The following is a 17,157-nucleotide window of genomic DNA, read 5'->3' as shown; positions in this document are numbered from 1 at the left end:
AGGAGATTTTTCATGGACGCCGAGACGTTCGACCTGTTCCGCACCACCGTCCGCCGCTTCGTCAGCGAAAAGCTGATCCCGGCCGAGGACGCCGTCGAGGAAGCGGATGCGGTTCCCGAGAGCATCATCCAGCAGATGCGCGACATGGGCCTGTTCGGCCTGTCGGTGCCGGAGGAGTTTGGCGGCATCGGCTGCACCATGGCGGAGGAAGCGGCGATCATCCGCGAGATCACCCGCGCGTCGGTGGTCTTCCGCTCGGTCATCGGCACCACCGTCGGCATCGGCAGCCAGGGCATCGTCATGGACGGCACCGAGGAGCAGAAGCGCGAATGGCTGCCCAAATTCGCCACCGGTGAAGCGATCGCCAGCTTCGGCCTGACCGAGCCGGAGGCCGGGTCCGACGCCGGTTCACTGCGCACCGTGGCGGTCCGCGACGGCGACACTTACCGCATCACCGGCACCAAGCGCTTCATCACCAACGCGCCGCGCGCCAGCGTCTTCACCCTGATGGCCCGGACCGAACCGGACGTGAAGGGCGCGGCCGGCATCTCCGCCTTCATCCTGCCCGCAAACACCCCCGGCATCAGCTTCGGCAAGCCGGACAAGAAAATGGGGCAGAAAGGGTCGATCACCACCGACGTGATCCTGGACGATGTCGTCGTGCCGGCCGCCAACATCATCGGCGGCGTGCCCGGCCGCGGCTTCAAGACCGCGATGAAGGTGCTGGATCGCGGCCGCATCCATATCGCCGCCGTCGCGCTCGGCATGTGCCAGCGGCTGATCGACATGGCCCTGCAATATGCCATGGAACGCAAGCAGTTCGGCCAGCGCATCGCCGATTTCCAGCTGGTCCAGGCGATGCTTGCCGACATGAAGGTCGACATGCTGACGACCGAGGCGCTGATGCAGTCGGTCGCCGCCAAGTTCGACGCCGGCGAGCCGGTCAGCCTGGAATGCGCCGCGCTCAAATATTACGCTTCCGAAGCCGTTGGCCGGATCGCCGACCGCGCCGTCCAGATCTATGGCGGTGCCGGCTATATGGCCGAATATAAGGTCGAGCGCTTCTATCGCGATGTCCGGCTGCTGCGCATCTATGAAGGCACCAGCCAGATCCAGCAGACCATCATCGCCAAGCAGATGATCCGCCAGGCCGAAGCGGCCGCCTGATCCTCCCCATTCCCGCAAAGGACATCGCATGCGCAGAGCCGCCATCGTCGCCCCCATCCGCACCGCCGTTGGCAAATATGGCGGTTCTTTGAAATCCTTCAGCGCCGGCGATCTGGGCGCGGTCATCATCAAGGCCTTGATGGAGCGGACGAAGATCGATCCGGAACGGATCGACGATGTCGTCTTCTCCCAAGGCTATGGCAATGGCGAGGCGCCCTGCATCGGCCGCTGGTCGGCGCTGGCGGCGGGTTTGCCCGAAAGCATTCCCGGCGTGCAGCTCGACCGGCGCTGCGGTTCGGGGCTTCAGGCCGTGATCGACGCGGCCATGCGAATCCAGACCGGCGCCGCCGACATCGTCGTCGCCGGCGGGGTCGAGAGCATGTCCAATGTCGAATATTATTCGATGGACCATCGCTGGGGTGCCCGATCGGGATCCACCCAGTTCCATGACCGCCTGACCCGCGGCCGCGTCATGTCGCAGCCGATCGCCCGCTACGGCATCATCAGCGGCATGATCGAGACGGCCAACAATCTCGCCAAGGATTATGACATCAGCCGCGAAGCCTGCGACGAATATGCCGCGATGAGCCATCAGCGCGCCGCAGCCGCCTGGGCCGCCGGCAAGTTCGACGACGAGCTGGTCCCGGTCGCCGTGCCGCAGCGCAAGGGCGATCCGCTGATCTTCGCCATGGACGAGGGCATTCGCGCCGACGCCACGCCGGAATCGCTCGCCCTGTTGAAACCGATCGAGAAGGATGGCGTGGTCACCGCCGGCAATGCCAGCCAGCAGAATGATGCCGCCGCCGCCTGCCTGGTGGTCGCGGAGGACAAGCTGGAGGAACTGGGCCTTGAACCCATGGCCTGGCTGCACAGCTGGGCAGCGGCGGGCTGCGATCCCTCGCGCATGGGCATCGGTCCGGTGCCGGCGGTCGAAAAGCTGTTCGCCCGCACTGGCCTTGGCTGGAACGACATCGATCTGGTGGAACTCAACGAGGCCTTCGCGCCGCAGGTTCTGGCCTGCCTCAAGGGCTGGAACTGGGACGATCGCGACAAGCTCAACGTCAATGGATCGGGCATTTCGCTCGGCCATCCGATCGGCGCGACCGGCGGACGCATCCTCGCCAATCTGCTGCGCGAGTTGCAGCGGCGCGACGGCCGCTATGGCCTGGAAACCATGTGCATTGGCGGCGGTCAGGGCCTGGCCGCCATCTTCGAACGGGCGGTCTGACCACCGCCTTTCGGAAGCCCCCTGGGCCGGCGTCGAGGCATGCGACGCCGGCCCATTTTTTATGTGGTCAGTCGACCGGCCTGCGGTCGGGCGAGAAGGCAATGATCGTCACGCCCAGCAGCGCCACGGTCCCACCTGCAATCATGCCGACCGTGATCGGCGTGCCGAAATAGAGCGAGGCGAAGACCGTCGACATGACCGGCGATGCCAGCATCAGCGGCATGATGGTCGAGATCGGATAGCGTTGCAGCAGCCAGGCGAGCGTCCCCTGCCCCAGCACCGTCGCGCCCAGGCAGGAAAAGGCGAACCAACCGGTCGGCACCCAGCCGACATGGGCCAGCCCCGCAATCGCCGGCCGTTCGAAAATCAGGGCAAAGGGCGCCAGCACCGCCGCGCCCATCAGTCCGTTCCACGCCTGGCCGTTCATCACGCTCACCCTGGTCAGCTTGCGCTGCACCAAGGTCGCGCCGCCCCACACCATCGCCGCGCTGGCCATCACCAATACGGCGGGCACCTCCGCCAATATATGCGGGTCGAACACCAGCGCCACGACCCCGGCAAAGGCCAGCAGCACGCCGACAATCTTGCGCCGGTTGAGCCGCTCGCCCAGCAGCAGCGCGCCCAGCAGCAGCGAGAAGGGCACGCTGAGTTGCCCGGCGATCGCCAGTGCCCCGACATTGGTCGCCATGAACAAAGCCAGGTTCAGCAGCAGCAGGAACAGCCCGCCATTGAGGAAACCATAGAGCATCAGCCAGCCGGTCCGCCCCGGCAGTGGACGCAGCGCCGGCGCACAGATCAGGAAGACCGTCCCCATGCGCAGCGCCACCGACAGCAGTGGCGCGGTCGCGTCCACCACCACCTTCATCGCGATCACGTTGAGCGCGAACATGATATTCACCAGCAACGCCAGTGCCATGCCGCCCGGTCCGAACCGATGGTTCGCCATGGGTCCGCCATCGGCCATTTCCGCATCCTTCCCGCTTCAACCGCCGTTCAGACTCAGACGGCTATTGGTTTATTTATGCACACTGGTATAGATTTTAGCCAGAGAAGAAGGGAAGAGGATTGAGGATGTCGATGAAGCATGTTTCGCGCGTGATGATGTTCGCTATGGCGGTCGCGACCACCGGCCCGGCGCTCGCCCAGGCTGGCGATGCGACCAAGGGCAAGGCGGTCTTCGCCCGCTGCGCCGTCTGCCACTCGGTCGATCCGGGCGTGAAGAAGCTTGGCCCTTCGCTCTCGGGCATATTCGGGCGCACGTCGGGCACCGTGCGCGGCTTCACCTATTCCCCGGCGATGCAGAAGGCCAAGATCCGCTGGGATGCCAAGTCGCTGGACGGCTTCCTTGCCAAGCCCAGCGCCGCCGTCCCCGGCAGCCGTATGGTCTTTGCCGGCCTGCCCAACCCGGCCGATCGCGCCAACCTGCTCGCCTATCTCGCCGGCGCCACCAAGAAATAGCACCAAAAGTATCCTATAGTGCAATAATTCTTGCCCTCCATTCCTGCACCCGCTATCAGAATCATCAACCGATGCAGCAGATAGACGGGGACAGGAGCGGATGGCGATGACAGCGGTCATGACGGACAAGGCAGGCAGCCGATGAGCGGCCGTGCGCTTGAAGGGATCAAGGTTCTCGACCTGTCGCGCGTGCTCGCGGGGCCATGGTCGACCCAGATACTCGCCGACTTCGGTGCCGACGTCATCAAGATCGAACTGCCCGGCCATGGCGACGATACCCGCGCCTGGGGGCCGCCTTTCCTGACCGGCGCGGATGGCCAGCCGGAAATCGGCACCAGCGCCTATTATCTGTCCTGCAACCGCAACAAGCGCTCCGCCGCGATCAACCTGGCGACGCCGCAGGGCGCCGAGCTGATCCGTCGGCTGGCGGCGGAAGCCGACATATTGGTCGAGAATTTCAAGGTCGGGGGCCTGCGCAAATATGGTCTCGACTATGCCAGCCTGAAGGCGATCAACCCGCGCCTCGTCTATTGCTCGATCACCGGCTTCGGCCAGACCGGTCCCTATGCCGACCGGGGCGGCTATGATTTCGTCGCCCAAGGCATGGGCGGCTTCATGAGCATCACCGGCGAAGAGGATGGTGGCCCGCTGCGCGCCGGCGTCGCCATGGCTGACCTGTCGACCGGCATGTTCGCCACCGTCTCCATCCTCGCCGCCCTGCGCCATGCCGAACGCACGGGCGAAGGGCAGCAGATCGACGTGTCGCTGCTCGATACCCAAATCGCGATGCTTGCCAATCAGGGGATGAACTGGCTGGTCGGCGGCATCGTGCCCGGACGCCTGGGCAATCGCCATCCCACCGTCGTCCCCTACAAGACGTTCGAGGTCGCCGACGGCATGATGATCATCGCGATCGGCAATGATCGCCAGTTCCGCGCCTTCTGCACGGAAATGGGCCATGCGGAACTGGGCACCGATCCGCTCTACGCCACCAGCGCCCAGCGCCTCATCAACCGCGACGCGATCGAGGCGAAGGTGCAGGAAATCGTCCGCCCCTTCGCCCGTGACGACCTGATGGCGCGCTTCGTGGCCGCTGGCGTCCCCGCCGGCCCGGTCAACAGCATCCAGGATGTGTTCGAGGACCCGTTCATCGACGCGCGCCAGACCGTCCATCGCTATCGCCGGGAAGAGGATGGGGTCGAGATCCCGACCGTCGCCTATCCCGGCAAGCTGTCGGCGACGCCGGCCGATTATCGTCATTGCCCACCGCGCGTGGGCGAACATAGCCGCGAAATATTGGGGGAATGGCTCGGCCTCGACGACGGTGTGCTTGACGCGCTGACGAGCGACGGCGCGATCGCCCAACGCCCCGTGAAGGAGAGGACACAGGCATGAAGATCGACCAGGGGGTAGCCGCCATCGTCACCGGCGGGGCATCGGGTCTGGGTGAGGCGACGGCCCGCGCCATTGCGGCGCAGGGCGCCAAGGTCGCGCTGTTCGACTTCAACGAGGAAACCGGGACGAAGGTCGCTGCGGACATCGGCGGCACCTTCTGCAAGGTCGATGTCACCGACGAGGCCTCGGTCGATGCCGGCTTTGCCAAGGCACGCGCCGCCCATGGCCAGGAGCGTATCCTGGTCAATTGCGCCGGCACCGGCAATGTCATCAAGACCGCCAGCCGCGACCGCGAGACCGGCGAGATCAAGGCCTTCCCGACCGACCAGTTCGAACGGATCATCCAGATCAACCTGATCGGCACCTTCCGCTGCTGCGCCAAGTCGGCCGCCGGCATGCTGAGCCTCGATCCGCTGGAGGACAAGGCGCGCGGCGTCATCATCAATACTTCCAGCGCGGCGGCGGTCGACGGCCAGATCGGCCAGGCGGCCTATTCCGCGTCGAAGGGCGGCATCGTCAGCCTGACCCTGCCGATGGCGCGTGACCTGATGGGCGAAGGCATCCGCGTAAACGCGATCCTGCCCGGTATCTTCGACACGCCGCTGATGGCGCGGGCCAGCGACAAGGTGCGCGATGCGCTGTCGGCCACCGTTCCCTTCCCCAAGCGTTTCGGCAAGCCCGAGGAATTTGCCGCGATGGCGCTGGCGATGATCGAGAATGACTATTGGAACGGCGAATATGTGCGGCTCGACGGTGGCCTGCGCATGCCGCCGCGCTGAGGGAGAGGGACGATGTCCGAAGAAGCGCAGCCCGAATTCGTGACCTACAATGTGGTGGACGGCGTCGCCTGGGTAATGCTGAACCGCCCCCAATATGGCAATGCCCAGAATTACCGGCTGCTCGGCCAGCTCGACGACGCCTTCAAGCGCGCGGTCGAGGATGACGGGGTCAAGGTGATCGTGCTCGGTGGCGAGGGCAAGCATTTCTCCGCCGGCCATGACATCGGCACCCCGGACAAGGACAGCCACATGCCGCGCACGCGCACCAGCATGTGGTGGGACCATCTGAACAAGGGCGGCGCCGAACGCCAATATGTGCTGGAACAGGACGGCTATCTGGGCCTGTGCCGGCGCTGGGCCGACATCCCCAAGCCGATGATCGCCATGGTGCAGGGCGCGTGCATCGCCGGCGGGCTGATGCTGGCCTGGGTCTGCGACCTCATCATCGCCTCGGAAGACGCATTCTTCCAGGATCCGGTGCAGCGCATGGCCCAGCCGGGGGTCGAATATTTCGCCCATGCCTTCGAACTGCCGACCCGCGTCGCGCGCGAACTGCTGCTGCTCGGCCGCCGCATGCCGGCCCAGCGCGCCTATAATTTCGGCATGGTGAACGAGATTTTCCCGCGCGAAACGCTGCGTGAGGAAGTGGCCAAGATCGCCGGCGAAATCGCCCAGCATGAACGGTTCGGCCTGGCCCTGACCAAGCAGGCGTTCAACTTCGTCGAGGATGCGCGCGGCAAGCGGCAGGTGATGGATAGCGTGTTCCATATGCACCATCTCGCCCATGCCCATAATCAGCTGATGACCGGCAATCTGGTCGGCGGCCTCGATGCCAAGGCAATGGCATCGGCGAACAAGAAGCAGGCGGGGGAAGGATGAGCGCGACCATGGAGATGGACAAGAATATCCTGGTCCTGCCCGATCTGCCGGCGCTGCTGTCCGGTGCGGCCGATGCCGCCCACGCCTTCGCCGCCGCCGCCCGCCCGCATGTGAAGACGCGGATCAGCAATGCGGACGGCAAGGTCGATCGCGTCCTCGCCGATGTCGAGCAGCATGTCGTCCACGGCTTTGGCTGGTTCGCCGCCTATGCCGAAATGCTGCGCGAAGTCGCCAGCTGGGCGGCCAGTCTCGACGCCCAGGGCAGCTTCGGCGAGATAGAGGCACTGCTCGCCCAGTTGCTCTTCGCCGAATATGGCGCGCAGATGCTGGGCGGCATCCCGATGAACCAGGGCGAAGTGATCCGCCCCACCGACCTCACCGACGATCTCTCTGCGCTCGACGCCCCGGCCTTGCGCACCCTCATCCGCAGTGGCGGCGGCCAGGCGGTGAAGAGCGCGATTGCCGGCCACCTGGTCGATGCGCGCGGCCGGGCGACGCTGGAAAATTGCGGCCTGGACGAGATGTTCGACATGGTGCGCGACCAGTTCTTCGCTTTATCGAACGAGAAGGTCGCGCCTTTCGCCCATGAATGGCATCTCAAGGACGAACTCATCCCGTTGCCGCTGGTCCAGGAACTGGGCGAGATGGGCGTGTTCGGCATGACCATTCCGGAGGAATTTGGCGGCCTTGGCATGGGCAAGACCGCGATGTGCGTCGTGTCGGAAGAATTGTCGCGCGGCTGGATCGGCGTCGGCAGCCTCGCCACCCGGTCGGAAATCGCGGCAGAACTGATCCTGACCGGCGGTACCGCCGAGCAGAAGGCCCATTGGCTCCCGCAGATCGCCAATGCCGCGATCCTGCCGACCGCCGTCTTTACAGAGCCTGACACCGGCTCCGACCTTGGCGCGCTGCGCACGCGCGCGACGCTCGCCGACGGCGAATATCGGGTCAGCGGCAACAAGACCTGGATCACCCATGCGGCCCGCGCCGACGTGATGACCCTGCTGGTCCGCACCGATCCCGACACCCGCAACTATAGCGGCCTGTCGATGCTGATCGCGCCCAAGCAGCGCGGCACCGTCGACGCCCCCTTCCCCACGCCCGGCATGAGCGGCGGCGAAATCGAGGTGATCGGCTATCGCGGCATGAAGGAATATGAGATCGGCTTCGACGATTTCCGCGTGCCCGCCGCCAATCTGCTCGGCGGAGTCGAGGGCCAGGGCTTCAAGCAGTTGATGGCAACCTTCGAAAGCGCCCGTATCCAGACCGCTGCCCGCGCCATCGGCGTCGCCCAGGCGGCGCTCGACATCGGCCTTTCCTACGCGCTCGACCGCAAGCAGTTCGGCCGGCCGATCTTCGACTTCCCGCGCGTCGCCAACAAGCTGGCGATGATGGCGGCGGAGATCATGGGCGCGCGCCAGCTCACCTATTTCGCCGCCCGGCGCAAGGATGAGGACAAGCGCTGCGATCTGGAGGCCGGCATGGCCAAGCTGATCGGCGCGCGGGTCGCCTGGGCGGCCGCCGACAATGCGCTGCAGATCCATGGCGGCAACGGCTTCGCCACCGAATATCAGGTCAGCCGCCTGCTGGCCGACGCGCGCATCCTCAACATCTTCGAGGGCGCCGGCGAAATCCAGGCCCAGGTCATCGCCCGCCGCCTGCTCGACGAAGCCAATTGAAGGATCGGCCCTTCCCCGCCACCGGGGAAGGGCCGATCCATTCCCCTCAGAGCCGTTCCACGATCGTCACATTGGCCATGCCGCCGGCCTCGCACATGGTCTGGAGGCCATAGCGCGCGCCACGATCGTGGAGGGCACTGACCAGCGTCGCCATCAGCTTGGCGCCCGATCCGCCCAACGGATGGCCCAGCGAAATCGCCCCGCCATGCACGTTGAGCCGCGCCGGATCGGCGCCCAGCGCCTTGGCCCAGGCCAGCGGCACCGGCGCGAACGCTTCGTTCACTTCATAGAGATCGATCTCGCCCAGCGTCATGCCCGCCCGTGCCAGCGCCCGCTCGGTCGCCGGGATCGGCGCCTCCAGCATGATGATCGGATCATGCCCCAGCACGGTCATTTCATGCACCCGCGCCAGCGGCGTCAGGCCATGGGTCTTGAGGCCCCGTTCATTGACGATCAGCAGCGCCGCGGCGCCATCGCAGATCTGGCTGGCATTGGCGGCGGATATCACCCCGCCCTCCTGCAACAGCTTGACGCTGGCAATCTTCTCCAGGCTGGCGTCGAAGCGAATGCCCTCATCCACCTTGTGGACCAGCTTTTCGCCCTCGGCGGTCTCGACCTCCAGCGGCACTATCTCCGCGTCGAACTTGCCGGCCTGCGTCGCCGCCGCCGCGCGATGATGGCTCTCCAGTGCATAGGCGTCGAGCGTCGCACGGTCGAAGCCATATTTGCGGGCCATCATCTCGGCCCCGCCAAACTGGCTGAACGGCGTGTCGGGATAGCGCGCCTCGATCCCCGGACTGCGATAGGTGCCGAACCCATGCTTGGCCGCCAGCGTCCAGGGCAGCCCCATCGGCACGCGCGTCATGCTCTCGACACCGGCGGCGATCACCACGTCCTGCACTCCCGCCATCACCGTCGCGGCGGCGAAATGCAGCGCCTGTTGCGACGAACCGCACTGGCGGTCGACATGGGTGCCGGGCACGGATTCGGGCAGGCCGCTCGCCAGCACGGCGTTGCGGGCGATGTTCGCCCCCTGCTCGCCGCCGGGACAGGCACAGCCCATGATGACATCCTCGATCGCGGCCGGATCGATCCCGCTGCGGCCCACCAGTCCCGCCAGCACGCGCCCGGCCAGGTCGGCAGGATGCACCCCTGCCAGCCTGCCGCCCCGCTTGCCACCGGCGCTGCGCGCCACGGCCGCAATATATGCCTCCGCCATCCGACTCCTCCAATTATATACCTAGATGCAATTTTATTGCCTTACCCCGCCCGTTCGGCAGGACCAAGGCAATTATGCACCAACGGAAAATATTTGGAGGTGCTCGGGCAGGTCGACATCGTCGGCGAGACCGGGCCGCCGGAGGATCGACACGCGATGCCCGGCTCGTTCCGCCTCCCCGAGATGGGCGGCACAGCTGCCCGGCCCGAAACGCAACGGGATAAGGCCGGGCCGTTTCAGCAACAGCGCGTTGGTCCCCTGCCCCTCTCGGTCGGTGGCGATCACGACATCGGCGGGTTCCTGCACCATCGCGCGCAGGTCCGCAGCCGCCAGCATCGGCAGGTCCGCGCTCAGGATCAGCACCGGGCGATCGGCCGGCAATGCCTGCATCGCCGCCATCAGCGCCGGCACATGGCCGGGTTCCCGCTCAGTCAGAACCCTCGCGCCCCGCTCGGTCGCGAAACCGCGTACCTCCGGGCAGACGCTGACGACATGCACGGCCGCATCCGGGATCGCATCGCGCGCCACTGCCAGCACATGCCCCAATAATTGCCGGCACAGCGCCGCCCGATCCCGTGGCCCCAGCACCTGCGACAGCCGGCTCTTGCCCTGCGCGAAGCTCTTGGCCGGGATCAGGATCGACAGGGTCATGGCGCCGCGCGCCGCAAGGCGGCCGCAAAATCGATCATCTGAGCGGCCAATGCCCGCTGCTGATCGACATTGCGCATCAATATGTCGGCACTGCGCACCGCCAGTCCATCGTCAGACCAGCCCTGCGCATCGACACCGTCCACCATCAGCCCGTCGATCAGCCCGTCATAATGGCGGGCGATCGTCGCCGGGGTCGTCGGCAGGCCCAGTTCGGTCATGATCTTGGCCGCCGGCCCCTTGACCGCCTGCCCGGCGATGAAGGGCGACAGCGCCACGCACGGTACGCGCCGCGCCACCAATCTGTCCCGCACACCCGGCACCGCCAGGATCGGGTCGATCGACAGGATCGGGTTGGACGGACAGAGGATGATCGCCTCCAGCGCCGGATCATCCAGCGCCGCCACCAGACCGGCACTCGGCCGCGCCGCTGCTGCGCCGTCGAACCGGATCGATTTGAAGCGCGGCCCGCATTGATGGCGCACGAAATAATCCTGGAAGGCCATTTCGCCCTGGTCGGTATCGATCATCGACCGGACCGGATCGTCGCTCATCGGCACGATCGCGGGCCCGATGCCCAGCCGCGCGGCGATGTCCGCCGTGACCGAAGACAGCGTGCCCTCGCGCAGCAACGCCGTGCGCAGCACATGGGTCGCCAGATCCCGATCGCCCAGGTTGAACCAGCTTTCGCCGCCCAGCCGCCTTGTCGCGTCCATGAAGGCCCAGCTTTCATCGGCCACGCCCCAGCCCCGCACGCTATCGTTCATGCCGGCGAGCGCATAGGTGACGCTGTCGATGTCGGGCGAGATATGCAGCCCCATATGGACGAAATCATCGCCCGTGTTGACGGCAATGGTCAGTGCGCCGGCCGGCACGACGCCGGCCAGGCCATTGGCCAGCTTGGCGCCGCCGACGCCCCCGGCCAGGGCCAGCACGCTCATGGGAACAGGTCCATCGCCGGTTCGCGGATCAGTTCGGCCGCGCTGCCCTCATTGCGGCCCCGCGCAATGCCCCGCGCCACGACGATCGGCCGGCCTTCGCCGGCCTGCCCCATGATCAGCGAGGCGGCGGCCGCCACCTCGTCGGCCAGGCCCAGTTCGCTGGTCTGCAACGGCCGACCATGCAGGTCCGGCTCGCCGCGCAGGTCGAGCAGGCCGCTCATGCCGGCGACGCCGATCGCCACGCCACAGGTGCCCTTGCGCCAGGCCCGGCCCAGGCTGTCGATGATGACCACCGCGATGTCGACGCCCAGCGCATCACGCACTGCCTGCCGCAGCGCCGCAGCGCTGCCATCGGGATCGAGCGGCAGCAGCAGCGCGACACCATCCTCATCCTGCGCGATATTGGATTGGTCGATCCCGGCATTGGCCAGAACCAGACCCAGCCGATGGCGCACGATCAGCACGCCCGGCCGGACCCGCATCAGTTTCTCGCTCTCCGACAGGATCAGTTCGACCAGCCTGGGATCCTTGTGGCATTGCGCTGCCAGATCGATCGCCTCGTCCGAGGGCGACACGCTGGCCAGCGGCACCGCGCGGCCCTCCGCCTTGGATATGATCTTCTGCGCCAGCACGACGATGTCGCCATCCTGCAGCGACAGGCCATTGGCATGGCAGGCCGACAGCAGCATGGCCGACAGATCGTCGCCCGGCGCAACCATGGGAACCCCGTTCAGGGCCGATAATGTGACGGCGGCCGGTGCGACTATCATGGATGCAGCTTACACTCCGGTGATGCGAATACCCGATCCGGGCACCTTGTACCGCCGATTGAGCGCAATCAAGACCGACGTAAGTCCTTCTGCAACAACCGAATTGCACAAAGGCCCGGCATTCCAGGCGCGCAGGCCGATTTCCTGCGCCAGTGCGACCACCTGGTCCGCCGCCTCGCTGTCGTCGGCACAGACCAGCACGTCGCACTCGATCTCCTCGTCCAGCTTGGTCAGGTGATGCGCGCTGATATTCTGGAAGGCGGACACGACGCGGACGCCATCGCCCAGCATCTTCTGCACCGCCTCGACCGCCGATCTGCCATCGGGCAACTGCACCCGGCTGACCTTGGGCGGCACCAGCGGCACGGTCACGTCGATCAATATCTTGCCCGCCAGCGCGTCGGCGACATCCTTCACCGTCGATTGCTGCGCAGCATAGGGCACGGCCAGCACGATGATGTCCGCCTGCGCCGCCGCATCGGGATTGGCGGCGCCGACGACCGAACTCCCGCCCAGCGTCGCGTTCATCGCATCGGCCGCTTCCTGCGCCCGCTCGGCGGTGCGGCTGCCGATGATGACCTTGTGCCCCTTGTGCGCCCAGCGCAGCGCCAGGCCGCCGCCTTCCTTGCCGGTCCCGCCAAGCACGGCGATCGTCGCCAAAGCCTCATTCTGCATATTCAAACCTCTCCTGGTTCGTATCGGCCTCGCGCCGCCGCTTGCGCGGGGGCGTCAGGACCATGGGTGTCAGTTCCGCCGCGGTCATTCCGCGTGCATGGATATCCTCGCTCACCCCGCCATAGGCGGTGCTGCGCTGCCGGGGCGTGCGGTCGATCGACCGGATCAGCGCCTCCATCGCGGCGGGTGGCATTTCCTGGCCATGCTGGGTGCCGGCCGCGCGCGAGATGCTCTCGTTCATCAGCGTGCCACCCAGGTCATTGGCGCCGCCCTCCAGGCAGGCCTTCACCCCTTCCGGCCCCAGCTTGACCCAGCTGGTCTGGATCGACCGGATATGCGGGTGCAGCGCCAGCCGCGCGACCGCATGCATCAGCCGCACCTCGCGGAAGGTCGGGCCATGGCGCGACTGGCCACGCACGCCCATCGGCGCTTCCATATGGACGAAGGGCAAGGGCACGAATTCGGTGAAGCCGCCGGTCCGCCGCTGCAGGTCGCGGATGCGGATCAGGTGCCTTGCCCAGTGGCGCGGCGTATCGACATGGCCGAACATGATCGTCGCGGTGGTGGTGAAGCCGACACGATGCGCGGTCTCGATCACCTCCAGCCATTGCGCCGTGTCCAGCTTGTCGGGGCAGATGATCGCCCGCACCTCGTCATCCAGTATCTCGGCCGCCGTGCCGGGCAGCGTGTCGAGGCCCACCGCCTTCAGCCGGCGCAGAAAGTCCTCGACCGGCAGGCCCAGCGTCGCCGCCCCCTGCCACACTTCCAGCGGGGAAAAGGCGTGGATGTGCATCTCGGGCACCGCCGCCTTCACCGCTCGGGCCAGGTTCAGATAGGTGTCGCCGGTATAATGGGGGTGGATGCCACCCTGCAGGCAGACTTCGGTGCCGCCCCGCTCCCACGCCTCGCGGGTGCGGCGGACCACTTCCTCCAGGTCCAGGTCATAGGGCTTGCCGCGCAGCGCCTCCGCCTTGTCGCCCTTGGAAAAGGCGCAGAAGCTGCATTTATAGGCGCAGATATTGGTGTAGTTGATGTTGCGGTTGACGACATAGCTGATCGTGTCGCCCATCTCCTGCATCCGCAGTGCGTCCGCACTGGCGCAGACATGTTCCAGGTCGGTTTCGCGCGCGGTGAACAGCGTCTCGATCTCGGCTTCTTCCAGCAGCGCCCCGGCCATCGCCCGGTCGACGATCGCCGCGATCACCGGATCGACCGGCAGCGCCGACGGACGCGTGACGCGCGGCTCCAGCGCGATGCCCGGCGACCAGCTATCCTCGCGCGCAAAGCCCATCGCATCGGCATGGGCCAGCACATGGCGGACCATCGCCTGGTCCTGCCAGCGGTCATTATCCTGCGCATAGGCGGGATAGACCGGCAGCCGGGCGACCAGCATCCGCCCTTCGCCCTCGGTCGCGGCGCGCAGCCGCTCGACCGCCGGCCAGGGGGCTTCCGGGTTCACATGGTCGGGCGTCACCGGCGACACGCCGCCCCAATCGTTGATCCCCGCCGCCATCAGCCGGGGGAAGTCCGCCGCCGACAGGTTGGGCGGCGCCTGGATATTCATCTCTGGCCCCAGGATCAGCCGCGCCACCGCGATCGTCCACAGCAGATCGTCCATGTCCGGCTCGGGCGCATTGGCCATCACCGTACGTTCCTTGGCCCGGAAATTCTGGACGATCACTTCCTGAATATGGCCATAGCCATCCTGCAGGTCGCGGATCGCCTCCAGCGCCTCGATCCGTTCCTCGCGCGTCTCGCCTATGCCGATCAGGATGCCAGTGGTGAAGGGAATGGCCAGTTCACCCGCCAGCCGGATCGTCTCCAGCCGCGCCGCCGGTTCCTTGTCGGGCGAGCGATAATGGGCGCCGCCCTTGCGGCACAGCCGGTCGGACACCGACTCCAGCATCAGCCCCTGCGACACCGATACCCGGCGCAGACCGGCCATTTCCTCGCGGGTCATGACCCCGGCATTGATGTGCGGCAGCAGCCCGGTCTCGTCGCGCACCAGCGCCGCCATTTCCTCCAGATAGGACAAGGTGCTGTCATGGCCGAGGCGCGCCAGTTCCTCGCGCGCTGCGGCGAAACGCAGTTCCGGCTTGTCGCCCAGCGTGAACAGCGCTTCGGTGCAGCCCGCAGCCTTGCCGGCGCGTGCCACCGCCAGCACTTCCTCGCGCGTCATATAGGCGTTCTCGCCCGGCCGGGGCGGCTGCGAGAAGGTGCAATAATGACAAAGATTGCGGCATAGCTGGGTCAGCGGGATGAAGATCTTGCGCGACCAGCTCTGCACCCGGCCATGGCCTTCGTCGCGCAGCGCCGCCGCCTGCGCCATCAGTTCGGCCAGCGGCATCGCCAGCAGCTCTGCCGTGCGCGCGTGCTCCGCTTCGCCGATCCTTTCCGTAACTGCCATCATCCCGCTCCGCTTGTTTCGTCTTCTATGTTCTGATTGTGATTGCGCCCCGGTTCAACCGACAGGGCCGGGTCGATCCGCAATAGCGCCGTCGCGTTGCCCCAATCCCTTGAGCATCGCCGCCGGCAGGTCCGCCGGCGCTTCCAGCAACGCCACCAGCGTCTGCAGGAAATGCTCGACACTCGCCTCGCTGCCCCACATCGGATGCGCGCGGCTCTCGTCCGCCAGCGCCCGCTGCCGCGCCGACAGCACGGCGCTCAGATACGCCCCCATGAACACGAAGCGCTGGTTCTGCAACGCCACCGGCAGATCCGCCATCATGCCCCGCAGATGATCGAGGCATCGGCCATAGGCATTGTTCCAGGCCGGATCGATCGCATCCAGCATCATGTCGCGATGGGTCATGGCAAAGATGACGATGAACTGGACATAATGGCTATCGGGCAGCGCCAGCACCGGCCGCACCAATATCTCCACCACTTCGCGGATCGAGCGCGGCCCGCCCTGCGCCTCCAGCCCGTCGAGCGCCGCATTGCGCTCCCGCTCCAGCGCCATCGCCCCGTCCATTACCAGCGCCCGGACCAGCGCCTCCTTCGACCCGAAATAGTAACTGACGGCACCGTGATTCTTCTGCCCCGCCGCCGCCGCAATCTCGCGCACGGTCACGCCATCCACGCCCTTTTCGGCGAACAGGCGCAACGCCACCTGCTTGATCTGCTCGGCAGCGGATCCGCGGGTGGCATCTTCGGCCTTGGCGAGTTGAAGTCTGACCATGAGTGCAATTTCTCATTGCAATGATGGTTCGTCAAGTGCATTATCCAATTGACCTAATCGACGGCTAACAGTCGAAAAAAGCGAGGGATGCCTAAGTGGAATCAGCGGTCGACATCGAGTCGCTGGCGGCGTGGATGACGGATCAGGGGCTTGGCTCCGGTCCGATCGACAACGTGACGCCGCTTGCCGGGGGGACGCAGAATATCCTGCTGCGCCTGACCCGCGACGGCCGCGACTATATCTTCCGTCGCCCGCCGGCGCACCCCCGCCCCAACAGCAATGAAACGATGCGGCGCGAGGCCCGACTGCTGCGCGCCATCGCCGGCACCAACGTGCCCCATCCCGCGCTGATCGCCGATTGCGGCGACGAAAGCGTGCTGGGCGTCGCCTTCTACCTGATGGAGCCGGTCGATGGCTTCAATCCGGTCGGCCAGCTGCCCATGCCCCATGCCGGATCGCCCGCGATGCGCCATGCCATGGGCCTGGCGCTGGTCGACGGCATCGCCGCATTGGGCGCGCTCGATCATCAGGCGCTCGGCCTCGCCGATTTCGGCCGGCCCGACAATTTCCTCGGCCGCCAGGTCGATCGCTGGCGCAGCCAGCTTGCCGGCTATGGCGAATTTGCCGACTGGACCGGGCCGCAGGCGCTGCCCAGCGTCGACGCCATCGCCGCCTGGCTGGAACGGCACCGCCCAGCCGATTTCACGCCCGGCATCATGCATGGCGACTATCATCTCGCCAATGTCATGTACCGCCCCGACAGCGGCGATCTTGCCGCGATCATCGACTGGGAACTGGCGACGATCGGCGATCCACTGCTCGACCTGGGCTGGGTGCTGGCAACCTGGCCCGACGGCAGCGGCGCCAGCACCGTGTCGGTCACGCCGTGGGAGGGGTTCCCGACGCCCGCCGAGCTGGTCGCCCGCTATGGCGCCGGCTCCGCGCGTGATCTGTCTGCGGTCGACTGGTATCATGTCCTCGCCTGCTACAAGCTCGGCATTCTGCTCGAAGGCACCCATGCCCGCGCCTGCGCCGGCAAGGCCCCACGCGACACCGGCGATCGGCTGCACAGCCGCGCCATCCACCTTTTCGACCGCGCCCAGGCGCTGATCCGCTGACATGCAGGAAGGATGTTCCC

At 66.4% G+C, this 17,157-nt stretch carries 16 protein-coding genes; 8 read left to right on the top strand and 8 right to left on the bottom strand.

All coding sequences use genetic code 11. The annotated features are described in order from the left end of the window. Positions 1 to 12 precede the first annotated feature (12 nt). Positions 13 to 1,167, top strand: coding sequence for an acyl-CoA dehydrogenase family protein (locus DIZ22_RS05420; protein WP_048936603.1), 1,155 nt, complete (start codon positions 13 to 15; stop codon positions 1,165 to 1,167). Between the two features lie 28 nt (positions 1,168 to 1,195). After that, on the top strand, positions 1,196 to 2,395 hold the full coding sequence (locus tag DIZ22_RS05415) for an acetyl-CoA C-acetyltransferase (protein WP_048936604.1): 1,200 nt from the start codon (positions 1,196 to 1,198) through the stop codon (positions 2,393 to 2,395). Positions 2,396 to 2,462: 67 nt separating this feature from the next. On the opposite strand, the gene DIZ22_RS05410 is transcribed toward DIZ22_RS05415, so the two are convergent. After that, positions 2,463 to 3,341: a DMT family transporter gene (locus DIZ22_RS05410; protein ID WP_240626812.1), complete on the bottom strand. Its 879-nt coding sequence runs from the start codon at positions 3,339 to 3,341 to the stop codon at positions 2,463 to 2,465. Positions 3,342 to 3,466: 125 nt separating this feature from the next. Between DIZ22_RS05410 and DIZ22_RS05405 the strand changes: the two genes are divergently transcribed. From DIZ22_RS05405 to DIZ22_RS05385, 5 genes are all read left to right on the top strand, one after another. Continuing rightward, positions 3,467 to 3,853, top strand: coding sequence for a cytochrome c family protein (locus DIZ22_RS05405; RefSeq protein WP_048936606.1), 387 nt, complete (start codon positions 3,467 to 3,469; stop codon positions 3,851 to 3,853). Between the two features lie 141 nt (positions 3,854 to 3,994). Beyond that, positions 3,995 to 5,248, top strand: a complete 1,254-nt coding sequence (locus DIZ22_RS05400; protein WP_048936607.1) for a CaiB/BaiF CoA-transferase family protein — start codon at positions 3,995 to 3,997, stop codon at positions 5,246 to 5,248. Next, positions 5,245 to 6,027 carry an SDR family NAD(P)-dependent oxidoreductase gene (locus tag DIZ22_RS05395; protein WP_004212325.1) on the top strand — a complete coding sequence of 261 codons (783 nt, stop codon included), beginning with the start codon at positions 5,245 to 5,247 and terminating at the stop codon, positions 6,025 to 6,027. The genes DIZ22_RS05400 and DIZ22_RS05395 overlap by 4 nt, the downstream gene beginning before the upstream one ends. Before the next feature lie 12 nt (positions 6,028 to 6,039). Continuing rightward, positions 6,040 to 6,906, top strand: coding sequence for an enoyl-CoA hydratase (locus tag DIZ22_RS05390; protein WP_048936608.1), 867 nt, complete (start codon positions 6,040 to 6,042; stop codon positions 6,904 to 6,906). Then, a complete protein-coding gene (locus DIZ22_RS05385) occupies positions 6,903 to 8,585 on the top strand; it encodes an acyl-CoA dehydrogenase family protein (RefSeq protein WP_048936609.1) in 1,683 nt (560 codons plus the stop codon). The genes DIZ22_RS05390 and DIZ22_RS05385 overlap by 4 nt, the downstream gene beginning before the upstream one ends. 46 nt (positions 8,586 to 8,631) lie before the next feature. Here the strand turns inward: DIZ22_RS05385 and DIZ22_RS05380 are convergent, their stop codons facing one another. From DIZ22_RS05380 to DIZ22_RS05350, 7 genes are all read right to left on the bottom strand, one after another. After that, positions 8,632 to 9,804: an acetyl-CoA C-acetyltransferase gene (locus DIZ22_RS05380; RefSeq protein WP_122928021.1), complete on the bottom strand. Its 1,173-nt coding sequence runs from the start codon at positions 9,802 to 9,804 to the stop codon at positions 8,632 to 8,634. A 72-nt stretch (positions 9,805 to 9,876) separates the two neighbouring features. Further along, a complete protein-coding gene (gene cofC / locus DIZ22_RS05375) occupies positions 9,877 to 10,455 on the bottom strand; it encodes a 2-phospho-L-lactate guanylyltransferase (RefSeq protein ID WP_048936611.1) in 579 nt (192 codons plus the stop codon). Further along, complete coding sequence (gene cofD, locus DIZ22_RS05370) at positions 10,452 to 11,393, bottom strand: 2-phospho-L-lactate transferase (protein WP_048936612.1); 942 nt, start codon at positions 11,391 to 11,393, stop codon at positions 10,452 to 10,454. The genes cofC and cofD overlap by 4 nt, the downstream gene beginning before the upstream one ends. Continuing rightward, entirely contained in the window at positions 11,390 to 12,112 is a 723-nt protein-coding gene (gene cofE, locus DIZ22_RS05365) for a coenzyme F420-0:L-glutamate ligase (protein ID WP_234415553.1), read from the bottom strand. The genes cofD and cofE overlap by 4 nt, the downstream gene beginning before the upstream one ends. Before the next feature lie 60 nt (positions 12,113 to 12,172). Beyond that, the gene (gene npdG, locus DIZ22_RS05360; protein ID WP_048936614.1) at positions 12,173 to 12,838 is read right to left on the bottom strand and encodes an NADPH-dependent F420 reductase; all 666 of its coding nucleotides are present in this window, start codon (positions 12,836 to 12,838) and stop codon (positions 12,173 to 12,175) included. After that, positions 12,828 to 15,248, bottom strand: a complete 2,421-nt coding sequence (gene cofH / locus DIZ22_RS05355; RefSeq protein WP_048936615.1) for a 5-amino-6-(D-ribitylamino)uracil--L-tyrosine 4-hydroxyphenyl transferase CofH — start codon at positions 15,246 to 15,248, stop codon at positions 12,828 to 12,830. The genes npdG and cofH overlap by 11 nt, the downstream gene beginning before the upstream one ends. 51 nt (positions 15,249 to 15,299) lie before the next feature. After that, positions 15,300 to 16,019, bottom strand: coding sequence for a TetR/AcrR family transcriptional regulator (locus DIZ22_RS05350; RefSeq protein ID WP_048936616.1), 720 nt, complete (start codon positions 16,017 to 16,019; stop codon positions 15,300 to 15,302). Positions 16,020 to 16,114: 95 nt separating this feature from the next. Between DIZ22_RS05350 and DIZ22_RS05345 the strand changes: the two genes are divergently transcribed. Next, entirely contained in the window at positions 16,115 to 17,137 is a 1,023-nt protein-coding gene (locus DIZ22_RS05345) for a phosphotransferase family protein (RefSeq protein ID WP_048936617.1), read from the top strand. Positions 17,138 to 17,157: the final 20 nt, after the last annotated feature.

This window comes from Sphingobium sp. LF-16, assembly GCF_003711185.1.
Classification (GTDB): domain Bacteria; phylum Pseudomonadota; class Alphaproteobacteria; order Sphingomonadales; family Sphingomonadaceae; genus Sphingobium; species Sphingobium yanoikuyae_A.
This window is presented reverse-complemented; position numbering and strand designations above follow the sequence as displayed.

What these genes read in the sequence shown, in the direction of transcription:
- DIZ22_RS05420 (WP_048936603.1), top strand. Translation starts at nt 13, where the DNA reads ATGGACGCCGAGACGTTCGACCTGTTCCGCACCACCGTCCGCCGCTTC.
- DIZ22_RS05415 (WP_048936604.1), top strand. Translation starts at nt 1,196, where the DNA reads ATGCGCAGAGCCGCCATCGTCGCCCCCATCCGCACCGCCGTTGGCAAA.
- DIZ22_RS05410 (WP_240626812.1), bottom strand. Translation starts at nt 3,341, where the DNA reads ATGGCGAACCATCGGTTCGGACCGGGCGGCATGGCACTGGCGTTGCTG.
- DIZ22_RS05405 (WP_048936606.1), top strand. Translation starts at nt 3,467, where the DNA reads ATGTCGATGAAGCATGTTTCGCGCGTGATGATGTTCGCTATGGCGGTC.
- DIZ22_RS05400 (WP_048936607.1), top strand. Translation starts at nt 3,995, where the DNA reads ATGAGCGGCCGTGCGCTTGAAGGGATCAAGGTTCTCGACCTGTCGCGC.
- DIZ22_RS05395 (WP_004212325.1), top strand. Translation starts at nt 5,245, where the DNA reads ATGAAGATCGACCAGGGGGTAGCCGCCATCGTCACCGGCGGGGCATCG.
- DIZ22_RS05390 (WP_048936608.1), top strand. Translation starts at nt 6,040, where the DNA reads ATGTCCGAAGAAGCGCAGCCCGAATTCGTGACCTACAATGTGGTGGAC.
- DIZ22_RS05385 (WP_048936609.1), top strand. Translation starts at nt 6,903, where the DNA reads ATGAGCGCGACCATGGAGATGGACAAGAATATCCTGGTCCTGCCCGAT.
- DIZ22_RS05380 (WP_122928021.1), bottom strand. Translation starts at nt 9,804, where the DNA reads ATGGCGGAGGCATATATTGCGGCCGTGGCGCGCAGCGCCGGTGGCAAG.
- cofC (WP_048936611.1), bottom strand. Translation starts at nt 10,455, where the DNA reads ATGACCCTGTCGATCCTGATCCCGGCCAAGAGCTTCGCGCAGGGCAAG.
- cofD (WP_048936612.1), bottom strand. Translation starts at nt 11,393, where the DNA reads ATGAGCGTGCTGGCCCTGGCCGGGGGCGTCGGCGGCGCCAAGCTGGCC.
- cofE (WP_234415553.1), bottom strand. Translation starts at nt 12,112, where the DNA reads ATGGTTGCGCCGGGCGACGATCTGTCGGCCATGCTGCTGTCGGCCTGC.
- npdG (WP_048936614.1), bottom strand. Translation starts at nt 12,838, where the DNA reads ATGCAGAATGAGGCTTTGGCGACGATCGCCGTGCTTGGCGGGACCGGC.
- cofH (WP_048936615.1), bottom strand. Translation starts at nt 15,248, where the DNA reads ATGATGGCAGTTACGGAAAGGATCGGCGAAGCGGAGCACGCGCGCACG.
- DIZ22_RS05350 (WP_048936616.1), bottom strand. Translation starts at nt 16,019, where the DNA reads ATGGTCAGACTTCAACTCGCCAAGGCCGAAGATGCCACCCGCGGATCC.